Raw genomic sequence first — 13,411 nt, 5'->3', positions numbered from 1 at the left:
GTGGTGTGGACCGCCCGCAGGCGGCCGAAGTCGTTAGCGGCTTAGTAGCCCGAGTTGCAGGGCGGCAGGCCAAGCTCGATGCCGCAGGTCGCGACGCCGGCCAGACCGCCGATCGCGGCACCCGCGACCATGTTTTCGTCAAGCGCATCGGCGACCAGGGCGCCCGCGGCGGCACCGGCAAGCCCGCGCGATGCGGGGTCCTGCATGCAGCCGGCAAGCGGCATGGAGAGAAGAGCGAAAAGGATAAGCGACTTGCGCATGGAAGACTGCCTCGTTTGCGTGTTGTTATTGCGGCGGATTCTACCGCAACGCCACGGAATTCAAAGCAGTTTTTGACCCGCCCCGCACAGTCGGCGCCCGGCCGCCTGCCCGGAAGGGTCGGCCCGGCCTGGGAAGGGCCGGGCCGAAGGGAAGGGGAAGGGTAACAACTCAGACTGCACGGGCAGAAGCCAGACCGGCCCTGACCCGTGCGGAAACAATGCCGACCATCCGCGCCCATTGCAAACGCGCCAGCAACGCCGGCCAGAGTTTGGGCAAAAGCTTGCCGCAGGGGGCTGGGGGTCGGCGCGTTCATGCCTATTCGTCCTCGTCCCAGTCGTCGGCCAGGGCGTCGGGCGCATTGGGGGCGAAAACCTGCGGAAATGCGGCTTCTGCGCGTTTGACGTCGATCTTCAGCAACGCCTCGTACGAGCAGGGATCGAACGGGTCCTCGGCCGGCACCACCTCGCGGCCGAACAGCCAGGACAGGCGGCCGGCATCCAGGTTGCCACGCTCAAACGGTTCCTCGCCGAAATACTGCCAGAGGGCAGCCATGAAGGCGGCATCGGCGGCGCGGTCCACGCTTTTGCGGTCCTTGAACCGCTCACGCTTGATGATCTTTGTCGCGCCTTCCTTCACGTTGGCGCGGCGGATGGTGAACTGGAAATCGGTCCCCGGCATCCTTCCGGGAAAGCCACGGTGCTTCAGCATCTGTCCCTGCTCCTGTCAAACGGATCGGAGGGACGGATACGGCAAAGCGACGGCGCAGGACAGAGGCGCAACGACGTGGCGATGTTGGGGAGGGGTTGCCCGAAGGCGCGTTTGTGCCCGAAGGCACGGGGGCCGCAGCCCCCGAGGGGAGCAGGCCCGGTCAGCGCATGCCGACGGGCCCGCCCCGAAAGATCACTTGTACTTGCCGGTGTACTCGGGCTCGACGGTGACCGGCTCGACGACTTCGACTTCTTCTTTCTTGGCGCAAGCAGCCATTGCTGCGAACATGGCCACGACCAGAACGATACGTCCGCTCTTCGACATCCTCTACTCCATCCTTTTTGGGACGCGCGAGGGCCATCGGCACCCGGCGCCAGATTGTTGACTTCGGCCGATTTGGCCCGGCCTGGCGCCACCTTACCCGAAGCCATCGGGGAAGAACACGCCAGCCGAACCAAGTTCCCGACCTGTGGCGTTCCTACATCAGCGGTCACGCCAAAGCCAGTCGGATTTACAGGATTTTGTGCCCGCATCAGAACTGCTCCCAGATGCAGGAGCCGGACCCGATGGCGTAGCTTTCGAAGAACTGCACCACCTCTGGTGCCGGATGTCCGAAGGGCACTGCTTCGGCCGACCATGACACCACGATCTGCTGCGGTGCGGGCACCATGCCGTCGACCCGCGGCAGCGCAAAACCGTCGCAAAGCGCCTGCATGTCCACCGCCGCGGCCTCGGCCTCGTCCTGGGTCAGGCCGGGCGCAAGGAAGCGAAAGCGCGCCACGGCGCCTTCGGTCCCGGCCACGTCGGTCAGCACCTCGATCAGCGACAGCTCGCGCCCCGAGGGCACGGCAATGCCCTCGCCCCCAGGCTCGTCCTGGCAGGCCGCAAGGGCCGTCAGCGCAAGGATGGGAACGAAGCGCGCCATGATCACAGCGGAATATTGTCGTGCTTTTTCCAAGGGTTGGCCAGCTTCTTCGACCGCAGGGCGGCAAAGGCACGGGCCACCCGGCGGCGGGTGGAATGGGGCATGATCACTTCGTCGATAAAGCCCTTTTCCGCCGCCACGAAGGGGTTGGCGAAACGGTCCTCATAGTCCTTCACCCGCTGCGCGATCTTTTCCGGCTCGCCCAGTTCGGACCGATACAGGATCTCGACCGCGCCCTTGGCGCCCATCACCGCGACCTCGGCCGTGGGCCAGGCATAGTTGAAATCGCCGCGCAGGTGCTTGGAGGACATGACCACATAGGCCCCGCCATAGGTCTTGCGGGTCAGGACCGTGACCTTCGGCACCGTCGCTTCGGCATAGGCGAACAACAGCTTCGCGCCGTGCTTGATCACCCCGCCATATTCCTGACCCGTCCCCGGCAGGAAGCCCGGCACGTCGACCAGCGTCAGGATCGGAATCTCGAACGCGTCGCAGAACCGCACGAAGCGCGCGGCCTTGCGGCTGCTGTCGATGTCCAGGCAGCCGGCCAGCACCATCGGCTGGTTCGCCACCACGCCCACGCTCTGCCCCTCCAGCCGGATGAAGCCGGTGATGATGTTGGCCGCGAAATCCTTTTGCAGCTCGAAGAAATCGCCCTCGTCCGCGACCTTGGCGATCAGTTCCTTCATGTCATAGGGCTGGTTCGGGTTGTCCGGGACCAGGCTGTCCAGGCTCATCTCCACCCGCGCCGGATCGTCGAAGAACGGCCGCACCGGCGCCTTCTCGCGGTTGTTCAGCGGCAGAAAGTCGATCAGGCGGCGGGTCTCGGCCAGCGCCTCGACGTCGTTCTCATAGGCACCATCGGCGACGCTGGACTTGCGGGTATGCGTCCCCGCCCCACCCAACTCCTCGGCCGTGACCTGCTCGTTCGTCACCGTCTTGACCACATCCGGGCCGGTCACGAACATGTAGCTGGAATCCTTCACCATGAAGATGAAGTCGGTCATCGCGGGGGAGTAGACCGCCCCACCTGCGCAAGGCCCCATGATAAGCGAAATCTGCGGCACCACGCCGGACGCCAGCACGTTGCGCTGGAACACCTCGCCATAAGCTGCCAGAGAGCCGACACCCTCCTGGATCCGCGCCCCGCCGGAATCGTTGATCCCGATCACCGGTGCGCCGTTCTGGATCGCCATGTCCATGATCTTGCAGATCTTCGCGCCATGCGTCTCGGAGACCGAGCCGCCGAACACCGTGAAATCCTGCGCAAAGACATAGACCATGCGGCCGTTGACCGTGCCCCAGCCGGTGACCACCCCGTCCCCCGGCGGGCGCTCCGCCTCCATGCCGAAATCGGTGCAGCGATGGGCGACAAACATGTCGAATTCTTCGAAACTGCCTTCGTCCAGCAGAAGCTCGATCCGCTCGCGCGCGGTCAACTTGCCTTTGGCATGCTGTGCTGCGACGCGCTTTTCGCCGCCCCCCGCCCGCGCCACCGTGCGGCGCGCCTCAAGTTGCTCAAGGATGTCTTTCATCGCTCCCCCCGTTGGCCGACGCGAGGGGCAATCTAGGGCAAGCGCGGTGGCTCACAAAGCGGGAAAGCGAAAATTTGCATAACTTGCTGCACGGTTATGCATCAAATTGCAAATCTGCAAAAGCCAGATCAGAACCTCGTTGAAAACCCGATGGATATCGACTGGAAGGACAGATCGTCACGGTACAGGTTTCCGTTCAGAAGTGACGGATTAAGCAGGCTTTCATTGGCTGCCGTCGCCGCCTGCGCCAGATCGTCCAGCCAAAGGACCTGGTATCCCAGGGTCAGACTTGCCTGCTTGGAAAGCCGATACTCTGCCTGCAGCCCCAGTTCGGCGGCATAGGTTGTCGTGGTATCGCCGCTGCTGAACCCCTGGATCGCGTTCCCGCCTGCCAGCGAACGCGTACCCGCCACGGACTTGGTCCGGAACGCGCCAAGCTTGCCAAAGCCCTGCAGCAACCAGCGATCCGTTGGCCGGCCCAGGACCATATCTGCCCCGATCTGAACGCCCGTCAGATCGTTCTCGGCCTCATAGATTCCCGTCGCAACCGTGGTGTTAAGCGTGGTCGACAGCGCATCGTCGATCGACAGCTTGCGGACGCCCGCAAGAACGCCGAACCGGTCGCCATAGCTGTGACGCAAGTTGACCTCGCCGCTTGCCAACCGGGTTTCATAGTCGGACACAAAGTTGACCCCCGCAGGACCCGTGAATCCGACGCCGATGAAATTTCCGGGCGACACGAAAAGGTTGCGGCCTTCGGCCTTGGCGGACAGCAGGCGGACCTCGATCGAGGTGGCCGAGAACGCCTGATAGGTCAGTGCGGCTTCGATCCCGTTGCCAAGGCCAAAGTCCAGATCGCTGCCACTCAGGAAGGGCGTGCCCGACGGGTTTGCAGCCACGATCGCGCCCGCATCCGGCGTACTTCGCTGCCAGGCCAGTGCCGCCACCTCCAGCGCCCACAGCGGCCCGGTCCCCGGCTCTTCGGCCCCAGCCGCGGTGGCCAGTCCGATCATCGCGGCAAAGGCCACGCCCACAGCCACCCTTTGTCCCATCGTCCCCTCCAAACCCGTAGAAACTCGTTGCCCTTGGACTGAGTGACCCAAAGCCGGACGGTCGATCCAGGCGCCGGCAGGCCGTCTGCCATCATTGGTCTCACCTGTCGGATGCATAATCAAGCTGGAATATGTCTCTCGCCCCGGCTCTGGCCTTGGCCTCACCTGCCCGCTAAGCAACCGTCAAGCCCCGCCTTGATCAAGCCCCCCGTGATGAGGACCCCCATGACCGCCCTGCCCATCCCCGTCGTCACCATCGGCCTCCTCCTGGCCTCGAACGTGTTCATGACCTTTGCCTGGTATGGGCACCTGAAATTCAAGGAAAGCGCGGTGATCACGGTGATCCTGGTCAGCTGGGGGATCGCCTTCTTCGAGTATGTCCTGCAAGTCCCGGCGAACCGGATCGGCCACGGCTATTTCTCGGCCGCCGAACTCAAGACGATCCAGGAGGTCATCACCCTGTCGGTTTTTGCCGTATTTTCCGTGTTTTACCTGAAGGAACCGCTGATGTGGAACCACCTCCTCGGCTTTGCCTTCATCGCGCTGGGGGCGTTCTTCATTTTCCACAAATGGGCGTGAGCAGGCCGGCTGACCCTGCGTCCTGGCGGTGGACAAAGCCCCGGCACGGGCGTAGCCCTTGGCAATGCAAGACGCCCGCTTCCTTGACCGCTCCACCCCGCCGAAGATTGTCACGCTGATCCTGATCGCCGGGCTTTCGGCGCTGACGATGAACATCTTCCTGCCGTCGCTGCCCGGCATGGCCACCTATTTCGGCGTCTCCTACGGGGTGATGCAGCAATCGGTCGCGCTGTATCTGGCGCTGTCGGCCGCCTTGCAGATCGTGATCGGCCCGATTTCTGACCGCTACGGTCGGCGCAAGGTGCTGCTCTGGTCCCTGGTCCTGTTCCTCTTGGCCACGCTCGGCACGCTGCTGGCGACCTCGGCCACGGTGTTCCTGGTGTTCCGCATGGCCCAGGCGGTGATTGCCGCCGGCATGGTCCTGTCGCGCGCCGTCGTGCGCGACATGGTGGCCGACGCCCAGGCCGCCAGCATGATCGGCTACGTCACCATGGGGATGAGCCTGGTGCCCATGATCGGCCCGGTCATCGGCGGGGTGCTGGACGACCTTTACGGCTGGCAGGCCAACTTTGCGCTGCTGCTGGTCCTGGGCGCGGTGGTTCTGGCGCTGACCTGGGCCGACCTGGGCGAGACGGCGGAACTGCGCAACGTCAGCCTGGCCGAGCAGGTGCGCACCTATCCCGCACTCCTCGCCTCGCGCCGGTTCTGGGGCTATACGCTTGCCGCTGGTTTCGCCTCGGGCTGCTTCTTCGCCTATCTTGGCGGCGCACCTTATGTCGGGGACAAGGTCTTTGGCCTCTCCTCCACCCATGTCGGGGCGCTTTTTGCCCTGACCGCTATCGGCTATGCCCTGGGCAACTTCCTGGCCGGCCGCTACTCGGTCCGCATGGGGATGAACCGGATGATCCTGATCGGCTGCGTCGTCACCTCGCTTGGGCTAAGCCTGCTGGCGCTTCTGACCCTTGCCGGGCTGTCCGGTCCCACCACCTTCTTCGGCCTGACCGTGTTCATGGGCCTTGGCAACGGCATCTGCCTGCCCAACGCCAATGCCGGCATCCTCTCCGTCCGGCCCGAGCTTGCGGGCACCGCCTCGGGCCTGGGCGGGGCGATCCTGATCGGCGGCGGGGCGGCCCTTGCGGCGCTGGCCGGCGTCCTCCTCGGCCCCGGCTCGTCCGAGATGCCGCTGGTCCTTCTGATGCTGGCCTCCTCGGCCGCTTCGGTCGTGGCGATCCTTTTCGTCATCCGCCGCGCCCGCCAGATCGGCGCTTGACGGACCTTTGCAAAGCACCGCATAGCTTTGCAAAGAGGTCGCCATGCCCACCCAGAAACTTTACGCCGGCGTCAAACTGCGCGAGATCCGCGGCCGCCTGTCGCTGACCCAGAAGGCCTTTGCCGACAAGCTTTCCGTCTCGCTGCCCTACCTCAACCAGATGGAGAACAACCACCGGCCCGTCAGCGCGGCCGTGGTCCTGGCCCTGGCGCAGGAATTCGGCCTGGACGTCACCGAACTGACCGTCGGCGAAAGCGAGCGTCTGGTGACCGACATGCGCGAGGCGCTGGCCGACCCGGTGTTCACCACCCCCAACCCGCCGCTGGCTGACCTGCGCCTGGCCGCTTCGAACGCCCCGGCGCTGGCCCGCGCCTTCCTGCACCTGCACCGCGCCTACCGCCAGACCCACGAACGCCTGGCCTCGCTGGACGAGGCCTTGGGGCGCGAGGACGCCACGCTGCGCCCTTCTGCCTGGGAAGAGGTCCGCGACTTCTTTCACTATTGCGACAATTACCTGGATGCGATCGACCGTGCGGCGGAACATTTCGCAACCTCGGCAACCAGCGGGAAATCCATCGAGAATCTGGCGCAGGACCTGCTGAAACGTGCCGGCATCAGCTTGCACTATTCAAACACCGCACCCCTGCGCCACTATGATCCCGCCGCCAAGCGCCTGGATATCTCGGCCCGCGCGTCCAGCCCCTCGCAGCGCTTCCAGCTTCTCCACCAGGTTGCGCTTCTGACGCAGAACGACCTCCTGGAGGCGACCCTCGACCTTGCCCGCTTCTCCACGCCCGAGGCGCGCGACATCGCCAAGATCGGCCTTGCGAACTATTTCGCCGGGGCCGCGCTTCTGCCCTACCGCGCGTTCCTGGCCGCCGCCCAGGAAACCCGCCACGACCTTGAACGTCTGGCCGGCATCTTCGGCGCCAGTATCGAGCAGGTCGGCCACCGCCTTTCCACCCTGCAGCGCCCCGGCGCCAAGGGCATCCCTTTCTACTTCGTCCGCGTCGATCAGGCCGGCACCATCACCAAACGTCACTCGTCCACCCGGCTGCAATTCGCGCGCTTCGGCGGGGCCTGCCCCTTGTGGAACGTCCACCAAGCCTTTGAAACACCTGGACAATTCCTGCGCCAACTGTGCGAGACGCCAGACGGTGTCCGCTACCTTTCTCTGGCCCGCGATGTGTCGAAACCTGCCGGGGCCTTCCTGGCCCCCGTCCGCCGCTATGCCATCGGCCTGGGATGCGAGGTGCAGCACGCCCCGCATATCGTCTATTCCGATGGGCTGGACCTGAAAGGTCGGTTCGAGCCCATCGGCATTTCCTGCCGGATTTGCGAGCGGATAAACTGCCACCAGCGCAGCGTGCCGCCCCTGGAGGGCCGGTTGAAGATCAACCCCAACGCCCGCGACGTCCTGCCATACGAGATCGGCTGACCCGTCTTCCCCCCGCGAGGAGAAGACGAAGTCGCACGACGAGCCGTTACTTCCGCAGCGCCGCCGCGATCTGGTCCTTCAGCCGCGACCGGGTGCGGCGCAGTCCCTCTTCCTCTTCCTCGGTCAGCAGGTCCAGCCGCGTCTCGGACCGATGCACCTTGTCGTTGACCGCATCATACTCGACCAGCAGCTTCGCGAAATGGGCGTCAGACGCCTTCAGCGCGCTGATAGCCGCCCCTTGATTGGGGAATTCCTCGTGCAGGGTGTGCGGAGTGTTCGACATGCCTGTCTCCTTCTTGACTGTCCCCGCCAGTCTAGCGCCCTGGGCCGGCCCGGCCTTGACCCGGATCAAACGCCTGAAAAATCAGCGTTGCGACACTTGCCAATTCGGGTTGATCCACGGCTCCAGGTTCGAGGCCGGCAGCGGCGTCCGGCCCAGGATATGGTCGGCCGCCTTCTCGCCGGTCATGATCGACGGTCCGTTCAGATTGCCGTTCGTCACCTGCGGGAAGATCGACGAATCGGCGACCCGCAGCCCCTCGACCCCGATCACGCGACATTCGGGATCGACCACCGCCATCGGATCGCTCGCGCGGCCCATCCGCGCCGTGCCGCAGGGGTGATAGGCGCTTTCGACATGCTCGCGCAGGAAATCGTCCAGCTCGGCATCGGTCTGATAGGCCGGCCCCGGCTGCAATTCGTCCTTGAGATAGGGCTTGAACGCCTCCTGCCCGAATATCTCGCGCGTCAGGCGGATGCAGGACCGGAAATCCGCCCAATCCTCGGGATGCGACATATAGTTGAAGCGGATCACCGGGGCGTCCGTGGGGTTGCCTGACCGCAAGGTCACCGACCCCCGCGACTTTGACCGCATCGGCCCGACATGCGCCTGGAACCCATGCCCCGCCGCCACCGCCCGGCCGTCGTAGCGCACGGCGATGGGCAGGAAATGATACTGGATATCAGGATATTCCACCCCGGCCTTCGAGCGGATGAAAGCGCAGGCCTCGAACTGGTTCGACGCCCCCGGCCCCTTGCCGGTGAACAGCCACTGCGCGCCGACCCAGGCCTTGCCCCACAGGTTCCAGTACTTGAACAGCGTCACTGGCTGGCTGGCCGAGAACTGCATGTAGATTTCCAGGTGGTCCTGCAGGTTCGCGCCTACGCCCGGACGATCCGCCACCACCTCGATCCCATGCTCCCGCAGATGCGCCGCCGGCCCGATCCCCGACAGCATCAGCAGTTTGGGCGAGTTGATGGACGACGCGGCCAGAATCACCTCGCGCCCGGCCCGGATCACCTGCCGCCCGGCGCGGGTATCGACCTCGACCCCCACGGCGCGCTTGCCCTCCAGCACCACCCGGCGGGCAAGGCCGCGCAGGATCTGCACATTGCCCCCCGCCATCGCGGGTTTCAGATAGGCATTGGCCGCCGACCAGCGCCGGCTTTTCCAGATCGTCGCCTCCATCGGGCCAAAGCCCTCTTGCTGCTGGCCGTTATAATCGGTCGTGACCGGATAGCCGGCCTGCGCGCCGGCCTGGATGAAGGCATCGAACAGCGGGTTCTCACGCGGACCCCGGGTAATGTGCAGCGGGCCATCGGTCCCCCGGAATTCGGGGCCCGAGCCGCCGTGCGACTGCTCCATCCGTTTGAAATAGGGCAGGACATCGGCATAGCCCCAGCCATCCGCCCCCATCTCGGCCCAGGTGTCATAATCCTTGGCGTGGCCCCGGACGTAGACCATCCCGTTGATGCTGGACGAGCCACCGATCACCTTGCCGCGTGGCGTCGCCAGCACCCGGCCGCCCAGATGCGGCTCGGGCTCGGTGGCAAAACCCCAGTCGTAGATCCCCATGTTCATCGGATAGGACAGCGCCCCCGGCATCTGGATGAAGGGCCCCGCGTCCGACCCGCCATGCTCGATCACCGTCACGCGCTTTCCCGCTTCGGCCAGGCGGTAGGCCAGCGCGCAACCGGCCGAACCGGCGCCCACGATCACATAATCCGCGGTCATTCGCCCACCCCCTGCTCCAGTTCCGCCTCCAGGTGGCGCAGCGCGAAGGCCACGGCCACCGCCCCGTCCGGGGGCCCGGATTTCAGCACCTCGCGCAGGTAAAGCCCGTCGATCAGCGCGCCCAGCGACTCGGCGATCTCGACCGCCCGCCGCCCCGCCAAGGGCCGCAGCGCCGCGACCAGGTTCGACTGCAGCCGCCCCTGATAGACCGCCAGAAGCCGCTTCGCCTCGGGCACCGATTGCGCCAGAACCCAGAAGTTCAGCCAGGCGCTGACCGCCTCGCGGCGGAAGTTGCCGGGGCTGAAACTGGCCCGCAGAATCGCCCGGATGCGCCCCTCCGGCCCCTCGGCCGCCGCCAGCGCGCCGCGCACTTCCGCCCCGTACAGCGTCAGGATATGGCGCATCGCGGCCAGGAACATCTCTTCCTTGGACCCGAAATAGTGATGCGCCAGCGCACTGGACATCCCCGCCCGCTTGGCGATCTGGCTGACGGTCACGTCCAAGGACCCCACCCTGCCGATCTCGACAATGGTGGCTTTTACCAGGGCTTCCTTGCGGATAGGCTCCATTCCAAGCTTCGGCATCGGTGCGGCCCCAGAAATTGCTTGCCAAACCGAATAAGGGCGAAGTTTATTGACTCGTCAATCAACAAAAACAGGGAGCCCGACATGACCCTCCGTTCCACCCTTCTGACGACCTGCGTCACTTTCGCGCTGGCGGGCTCTGCCTTCGCCGAAGGTTGCGACAAGATCGTCTTTTCGGACGTCGGCTGGACCGACATCACCGCCACCACCGCCGCGACCACCCTGGTCCTCGAAGCCCTGGGCTATGAGACCGAGACCAAGCTCCTTTCCGTCCCCGTCACCTATGCCGGCCTGGCCGAGGGTGACATCGACGTGTTTCTGGGCAACTGGATGCCCACGATGGAAGGCGACATCGCCTCGTACCGCGAGGCCGGGACCGTCGACACCGTCCGCACCAACCTGGAAGGCGCCAAGTACACCCTTGCCACCAATGAGGCCGGCGCCGCCCTGGGCATCACCGATTTCGCCATGATCAAGGACCACGCCGAGGCGCTGGACTCCAAGATCTACGGGATCGAAGCCGGCAATGACGGCAACCGCCTGATCCTGGACATGATCGCCGCCGACCAGTTCGGCCTTGGCAGCTTCGAACTCGTCGAAAGCAGCGAACAGGGCATGCTGGCCGAAGTGGACCGCAAGACCAGCGCCGGCGAGCCGATCATTTTCCTTGGCTGGGAACCGCACCCGATGAACGCCAACTTCAAACTCACCTACCTCGCCGGTGGGGATGAGGTCTTTGGCCCCGATTTCGGCGGCGCCATCGTGGCGACCAACACCCGCAAGGGCTATGTCACGGAATGCCCGAACACCGGCAAGCTGCTGCAAAACCTCGTTTTCTCGCTGCCGATGGAGAACGAGATCATGGGCGCCATCCTGAACGACGGCACCGACCCGCGTGAGGCCGCCAAGGCCTGGCTCGCCGCCAACCCGGCCGCCTGGGAAGGCTGGCTTGACGGCGTGACCACCAAGGACGGCGGCGACGCCAAGGCCGCGGTCGCGGCCGCTCTGTAACCTGTGTCGCGGGCCGGGGCCCTGCCCCGGCCCTGCCACAAGGTCCGGCCCGCAAAGAAGGCCGGACGCGACCAAGGACGGGGGGAACTGGTTTGGACTGGCTGCAATCCACATATCCGTGGCTGTTCGAGAAGATCCCGGTCGGCTGGGCCGCGAAACAGGCCGTCGACTGGCTGAAGGCCAATGCCCGCCCCTTTTTCGACGGGATCAGCGACAGCTTCGGCTTCCTGATCGACGGCACCGTCAGCCTGATCCAATGGCCGCACCCGCTGGTGATCGTGGGATTGTTCGTGGCGCTGACCTGGGTTCTGCAACGATCCTGGAAACTGTGCGCGCTGGTCCTGATCGGCTTTCTCTATATCCTGAACCAGGGCTACTGGGAGGCGACGACCGAAAGCCTGGTCCTGCTGTTCTACTCTTGCCTGTTCTGCATGGCGATCGGCGTGCCGATCGGTGTCGCCGCCGCGCATCGACCCCGGCTTTATGCCGCCATGTCGCCGGTGCTTGACCTGATGCAGACGCTGCCCACCTTCGTCTACCTGATCCCGGCCGTAGTCTTTTTCGGCCTGGGCATGGTTCCCGGCCTGCTGGCCACGGTGATCTTCGTCGTCCCCGCCCCGATCCGCCTGACCTACCTGGGAATCTCCGCCACGCCCCAGGCCCTGCTCGAGGCCGCAACCGCCTTTGGCGCCACCCCTCGGCAAAGGCTGTGGAAGGTGGAACTGCCCTATGCCCTGCCGCAAATCATGGCCGGCCTGACCCAGACGATCATGCTGTCGCTGTCGATGGTCGTCATCGCCGCAATGGTGGGCGCCAACGGCCTGGGAACGCCCGTGGTCCGGGCGCTGGGGCAGAACAACTCGGCCCTTGGCTTCGAATCGGGTATGGTGATCGTCGTGGTGGCGATCATGCTGGACCGGATGCTGCGGGTGGCGAAATGACGGTGTCCTCCGCGCGTCCCGCCGTTGAATTCGACCGCGTCTCCATCGTCTTTGGCGATCACCCCGAGCGTGCCCTGCCCTTGATGGACCAGGGCCAGACCCGGCAAGAGGTGCAGCAGGCCACCGGCCAGGTGCTGGGCGTCCACGACTGTTCCCTGACCGTTGCCGAGGGCGAGATCCTTGTCCTGATGGGCCTGTCCGGGTCCGGCAAGTCCACCCTTCTGCGTGGGGTCAATGCGCTGAACCCCGTGGTCCGGGGCGAGGTGCGGGTGCTGGACGGCGACCGCATGGTCTCGGTCACCCATGCCGACCCCGCCACGCTGCGCCGCCTGCGCGCCACGCGCATCGCGATGGTGTTCCAGCAGTTCGGGCTATTGCCCTGGCGCACGGTGCGGGAAAACGTCGGCCTGGGGCTGGAACTTGCGGGCATGACGCCCCAAAGCCGCAAGCCCAAGGTCGATGCGCAGCTTGAACTGGTGAACCTCTCGCAATGGGCCGAGCGCAAGGTCGGCGACCTCTCTGGCGGCATGCAGCAGCGCGTCGGCCTGGCCCGCGCCTTCGTCACCGAGGCGCCGATCCTTCTGATGGACGAACCGTTCTCGGCTCTCGACCCGCTGATCCGTTCGAAGTTGCAGGACGAACTTCTGGACCTGCAGGCCAAGCTGAAACGCACCATCGTCTTTGTCAGCCACGACCTGGACGAGGCTTTCAAGATCGGCAACCGCATCGCGCTGATGGATGGCGGCCGGATCGTCCAGTGCGGCACCGCGCGCGAAATCATCGCCAATCCGGTTTCCGAGTATGTGGCGGACTTCGTGGCGCATATGAACCCGCTTGGGGTGCTGACCGCGCGCGACGTGATGGAGGCAGGCCCCGCCCCTGCCGGGGCGCATGAACTGCGCGCCGAAACGCCGGTCAAAGAGATCATGGACCTGATGTCAAAGGGCGTGGCCGAACTGGTGGTCACGGAAGACGGCCGGACCCTGGGGCGGGTAAGAACCGCCAGCCTGATGGCCAGGCTGATCAATCCACGCGGCGAGGGGTAAGCCGGGACCAAAAGTTTTCGAAAACTTTTGGCAAATCTTTTCGAAAA

The 13,411-nt window shown here is 65.1% G+C and carries 15 protein-coding genes; 6 read left to right on the top strand and 9 right to left on the bottom strand.

The features are described 5' to 3' along the window. Positions 1-41 precede the first annotated feature (41 nt). The 6 genes from CXR42_RS13800 to CXR42_RS13780 all read right to left on the bottom strand — a co-directional run bounded on the left by CXR42_RS13800 (position 42) and on the right by CXR42_RS13780 (position 4,481). Complete coding sequence (locus tag CXR42_RS13800; RefSeq protein WP_103258126.1) at positions 42-260, bottom strand: hypothetical protein; 219 nt, start codon at positions 258-260, stop codon at positions 42-44. A gap of 316 nt (positions 261-576) precedes the next feature. Further along, positions 577-969, bottom strand: coding sequence for a hypothetical protein (locus CXR42_RS13795; RefSeq protein WP_103258125.1), 393 nt, complete (start codon positions 967-969; stop codon positions 577-579). A gap of 192 nt (positions 970-1,161) precedes the next feature. Continuing rightward, the gene (locus CXR42_RS19920; RefSeq protein ID WP_281256752.1) at positions 1,162-1,293 is read right to left on the bottom strand and encodes a hypothetical protein; all 132 of its coding nucleotides are present in this window, start codon (positions 1,291-1,293) and stop codon (positions 1,162-1,164) included. 208 nt (positions 1,294-1,501) lie between these two features. After that, positions 1,502-1,894, bottom strand: a complete 393-nt coding sequence (locus CXR42_RS13790) for a DUF6497 family protein (RefSeq protein WP_103258124.1) — start codon at positions 1,892-1,894, stop codon at positions 1,502-1,504. A 2-nt stretch (positions 1,895-1,896) separates the two neighbouring features. Then, complete coding sequence (locus CXR42_RS13785; RefSeq protein WP_103258123.1) at positions 1,897-3,429, bottom strand: acyl-CoA carboxylase subunit beta; 1,533 nt, start codon at positions 3,427-3,429, stop codon at positions 1,897-1,899. 128 nt (positions 3,430-3,557) lie between these two features. Beyond that, positions 3,558-4,481 (bottom strand): BBP7 family outer membrane beta-barrel protein, encoded by a 924-nt coding sequence (locus tag CXR42_RS13780; RefSeq protein WP_146038080.1) that lies wholly within the window; start codon positions 4,479-4,481, stop codon positions 3,558-3,560. Positions 4,482-4,706: 225 nt separating this feature from the next. On the opposite strand from CXR42_RS13780, the gene CXR42_RS13775 reads away from it, so the two are divergent. From CXR42_RS13775 to CXR42_RS13765, 3 genes are all read left to right on the top strand, one after another. Beyond that, positions 4,707-5,060: a DMT family protein gene (locus CXR42_RS13775; protein ID WP_103258121.1), complete on the top strand. Its 354-nt coding sequence runs from the start codon at positions 4,707-4,709 to the stop codon at positions 5,058-5,060. A 64-nt stretch (positions 5,061-5,124) separates the two neighbouring features. Beyond that, positions 5,125-6,330, top strand: coding sequence for a Bcr/CflA family efflux MFS transporter (locus tag CXR42_RS13770; RefSeq protein ID WP_103258120.1), 1,206 nt, complete (start codon positions 5,125-5,127; stop codon positions 6,328-6,330). 43 nt (positions 6,331-6,373) lie between these two features. Beyond that, entirely contained in the window at positions 6,374-7,768 is a 1,395-nt protein-coding gene (locus CXR42_RS13765) for a helix-turn-helix domain-containing protein (protein WP_103258119.1), read from the top strand. 46 nt (positions 7,769-7,814) lie between these two features. On the opposite strand, the gene CXR42_RS13760 is transcribed toward CXR42_RS13765, so the two are convergent. From CXR42_RS13760 to betI, 3 genes are all read right to left on the bottom strand, one after another. Then, positions 7,815-8,051, bottom strand: a complete 237-nt coding sequence (locus tag CXR42_RS13760) for an HP1242/YdcH family protein (RefSeq protein ID WP_103258118.1) — start codon at positions 8,049-8,051, stop codon at positions 7,815-7,817. 81 nt (positions 8,052-8,132) lie between these two features. After that, positions 8,133-9,782 carry a choline dehydrogenase gene (gene betA, locus CXR42_RS13755; protein ID WP_103258117.1) on the bottom strand — a complete coding sequence of 550 codons (1,650 nt, stop codon included), beginning with the start codon at positions 9,780-9,782 and terminating at the stop codon, positions 8,133-8,135. Continuing rightward, positions 9,779-10,366, bottom strand: a complete 588-nt coding sequence (gene betI, locus CXR42_RS13750; protein WP_103258116.1) for a choline-binding transcriptional repressor BetI — start codon at positions 10,364-10,366, stop codon at positions 9,779-9,781. The genes betA and betI overlap by 4 nt, the downstream gene beginning before the upstream one ends. An 84-nt stretch (positions 10,367-10,450) precedes the next feature. On the opposite strand from betI, the gene choX reads away from it, so the two are divergent. From choX to choV, 3 genes are all read left to right on the top strand, one after another. Further along, positions 10,451-11,377 (top strand): choline ABC transporter substrate-binding protein, encoded by a 927-nt coding sequence (gene choX, locus CXR42_RS13745; protein WP_103258115.1) that lies wholly within the window; start codon positions 10,451-10,453, stop codon positions 11,375-11,377. Positions 11,378-11,469: 92 nt separating this feature from the next. Then, positions 11,470-12,318, top strand: a complete 849-nt coding sequence (choW, locus tag CXR42_RS13740) for a choline ABC transporter permease subunit (protein ID WP_103258114.1) — start codon at positions 11,470-11,472, stop codon at positions 12,316-12,318. Next, on the top strand, positions 12,315-13,364 hold the full coding sequence (gene choV / locus CXR42_RS13735) for a choline ABC transporter ATP-binding protein (RefSeq protein WP_103258113.1): 1,050 nt from the start codon (positions 12,315-12,317) through the stop codon (positions 13,362-13,364). Before choW ends, choV begins: the two co-directional genes overlap by 4 nt. Positions 13,365-13,411: the final 47 nt, after the last annotated feature.

It is taken from the genome of Tabrizicola aquatica (assembly GCF_002900975.1).
In the GTDB taxonomy this organism is placed as follows: domain Bacteria; phylum Pseudomonadota; class Alphaproteobacteria; order Rhodobacterales; family Rhodobacteraceae; genus Tabrizicola; species Tabrizicola aquatica.
Note: the sequence above shows the minus strand (reverse complement) of the source record. Positions and strands in the feature narration are given on the sequence as shown.

What these genes read in the sequence shown, in the direction of transcription:
- CXR42_RS13800 (WP_103258126.1), bottom strand. Translation starts at nt 260, where the DNA reads ATGCGCAAGTCGCTTATCCTTTTCGCTCTTCTCTCCATGCCGCTTGCC.
- CXR42_RS13795 (WP_103258125.1), bottom strand. Translation starts at nt 969, where the DNA reads ATGCTGAAGCACCGTGGCTTTCCCGGAAGGATGCCGGGGACCGATTTC.
- CXR42_RS19920 (WP_281256752.1), bottom strand. Translation starts at nt 1,293, where the DNA reads ATGTCGAAGAGCGGACGTATCGTTCTGGTCGTGGCCATGTTCGCAGCA.
- CXR42_RS13790 (WP_103258124.1), bottom strand. Translation starts at nt 1,894, where the DNA reads ATGGCGCGCTTCGTTCCCATCCTTGCGCTGACGGCCCTTGCGGCCTGC.
- CXR42_RS13785 (WP_103258123.1), bottom strand. Translation starts at nt 3,429, where the DNA reads ATGAAAGACATCCTTGAGCAACTTGAGGCGCGCCGCACGGTGGCGCGG.
- CXR42_RS13780 (WP_146038080.1), bottom strand. Translation starts at nt 4,481, where the DNA reads ATGGGACAAAGGGTGGCTGTGGGCGTGGCCTTTGCCGCGATGATCGGA.
- CXR42_RS13775 (WP_103258121.1), top strand. Translation starts at nt 4,707, where the DNA reads ATGACCGCCCTGCCCATCCCCGTCGTCACCATCGGCCTCCTCCTGGCC.
- CXR42_RS13770 (WP_103258120.1), top strand. Translation starts at nt 5,125, where the DNA reads ATGCAAGACGCCCGCTTCCTTGACCGCTCCACCCCGCCGAAGATTGTC.
- CXR42_RS13765 (WP_103258119.1), top strand. Translation starts at nt 6,374, where the DNA reads ATGCCCACCCAGAAACTTTACGCCGGCGTCAAACTGCGCGAGATCCGC.
- CXR42_RS13760 (WP_103258118.1), bottom strand. Translation starts at nt 8,051, where the DNA reads ATGTCGAACACTCCGCACACCCTGCACGAGGAATTCCCCAATCAAGGG.
- betA (WP_103258117.1), bottom strand. Translation starts at nt 9,782, where the DNA reads ATGACCGCGGATTATGTGATCGTGGGCGCCGGTTCGGCCGGTTGCGCG.
- betI (WP_103258116.1), bottom strand. Translation starts at nt 10,366, where the DNA reads ATGCCGAAGCTTGGAATGGAGCCTATCCGCAAGGAAGCCCTGGTAAAA.
- choX (WP_103258115.1), top strand. Translation starts at nt 10,451, where the DNA reads ATGACCCTCCGTTCCACCCTTCTGACGACCTGCGTCACTTTCGCGCTG.
- choV (WP_103258113.1), top strand. Translation starts at nt 12,315, where the DNA reads ATGACGGTGTCCTCCGCGCGTCCCGCCGTTGAATTCGACCGCGTCTCC.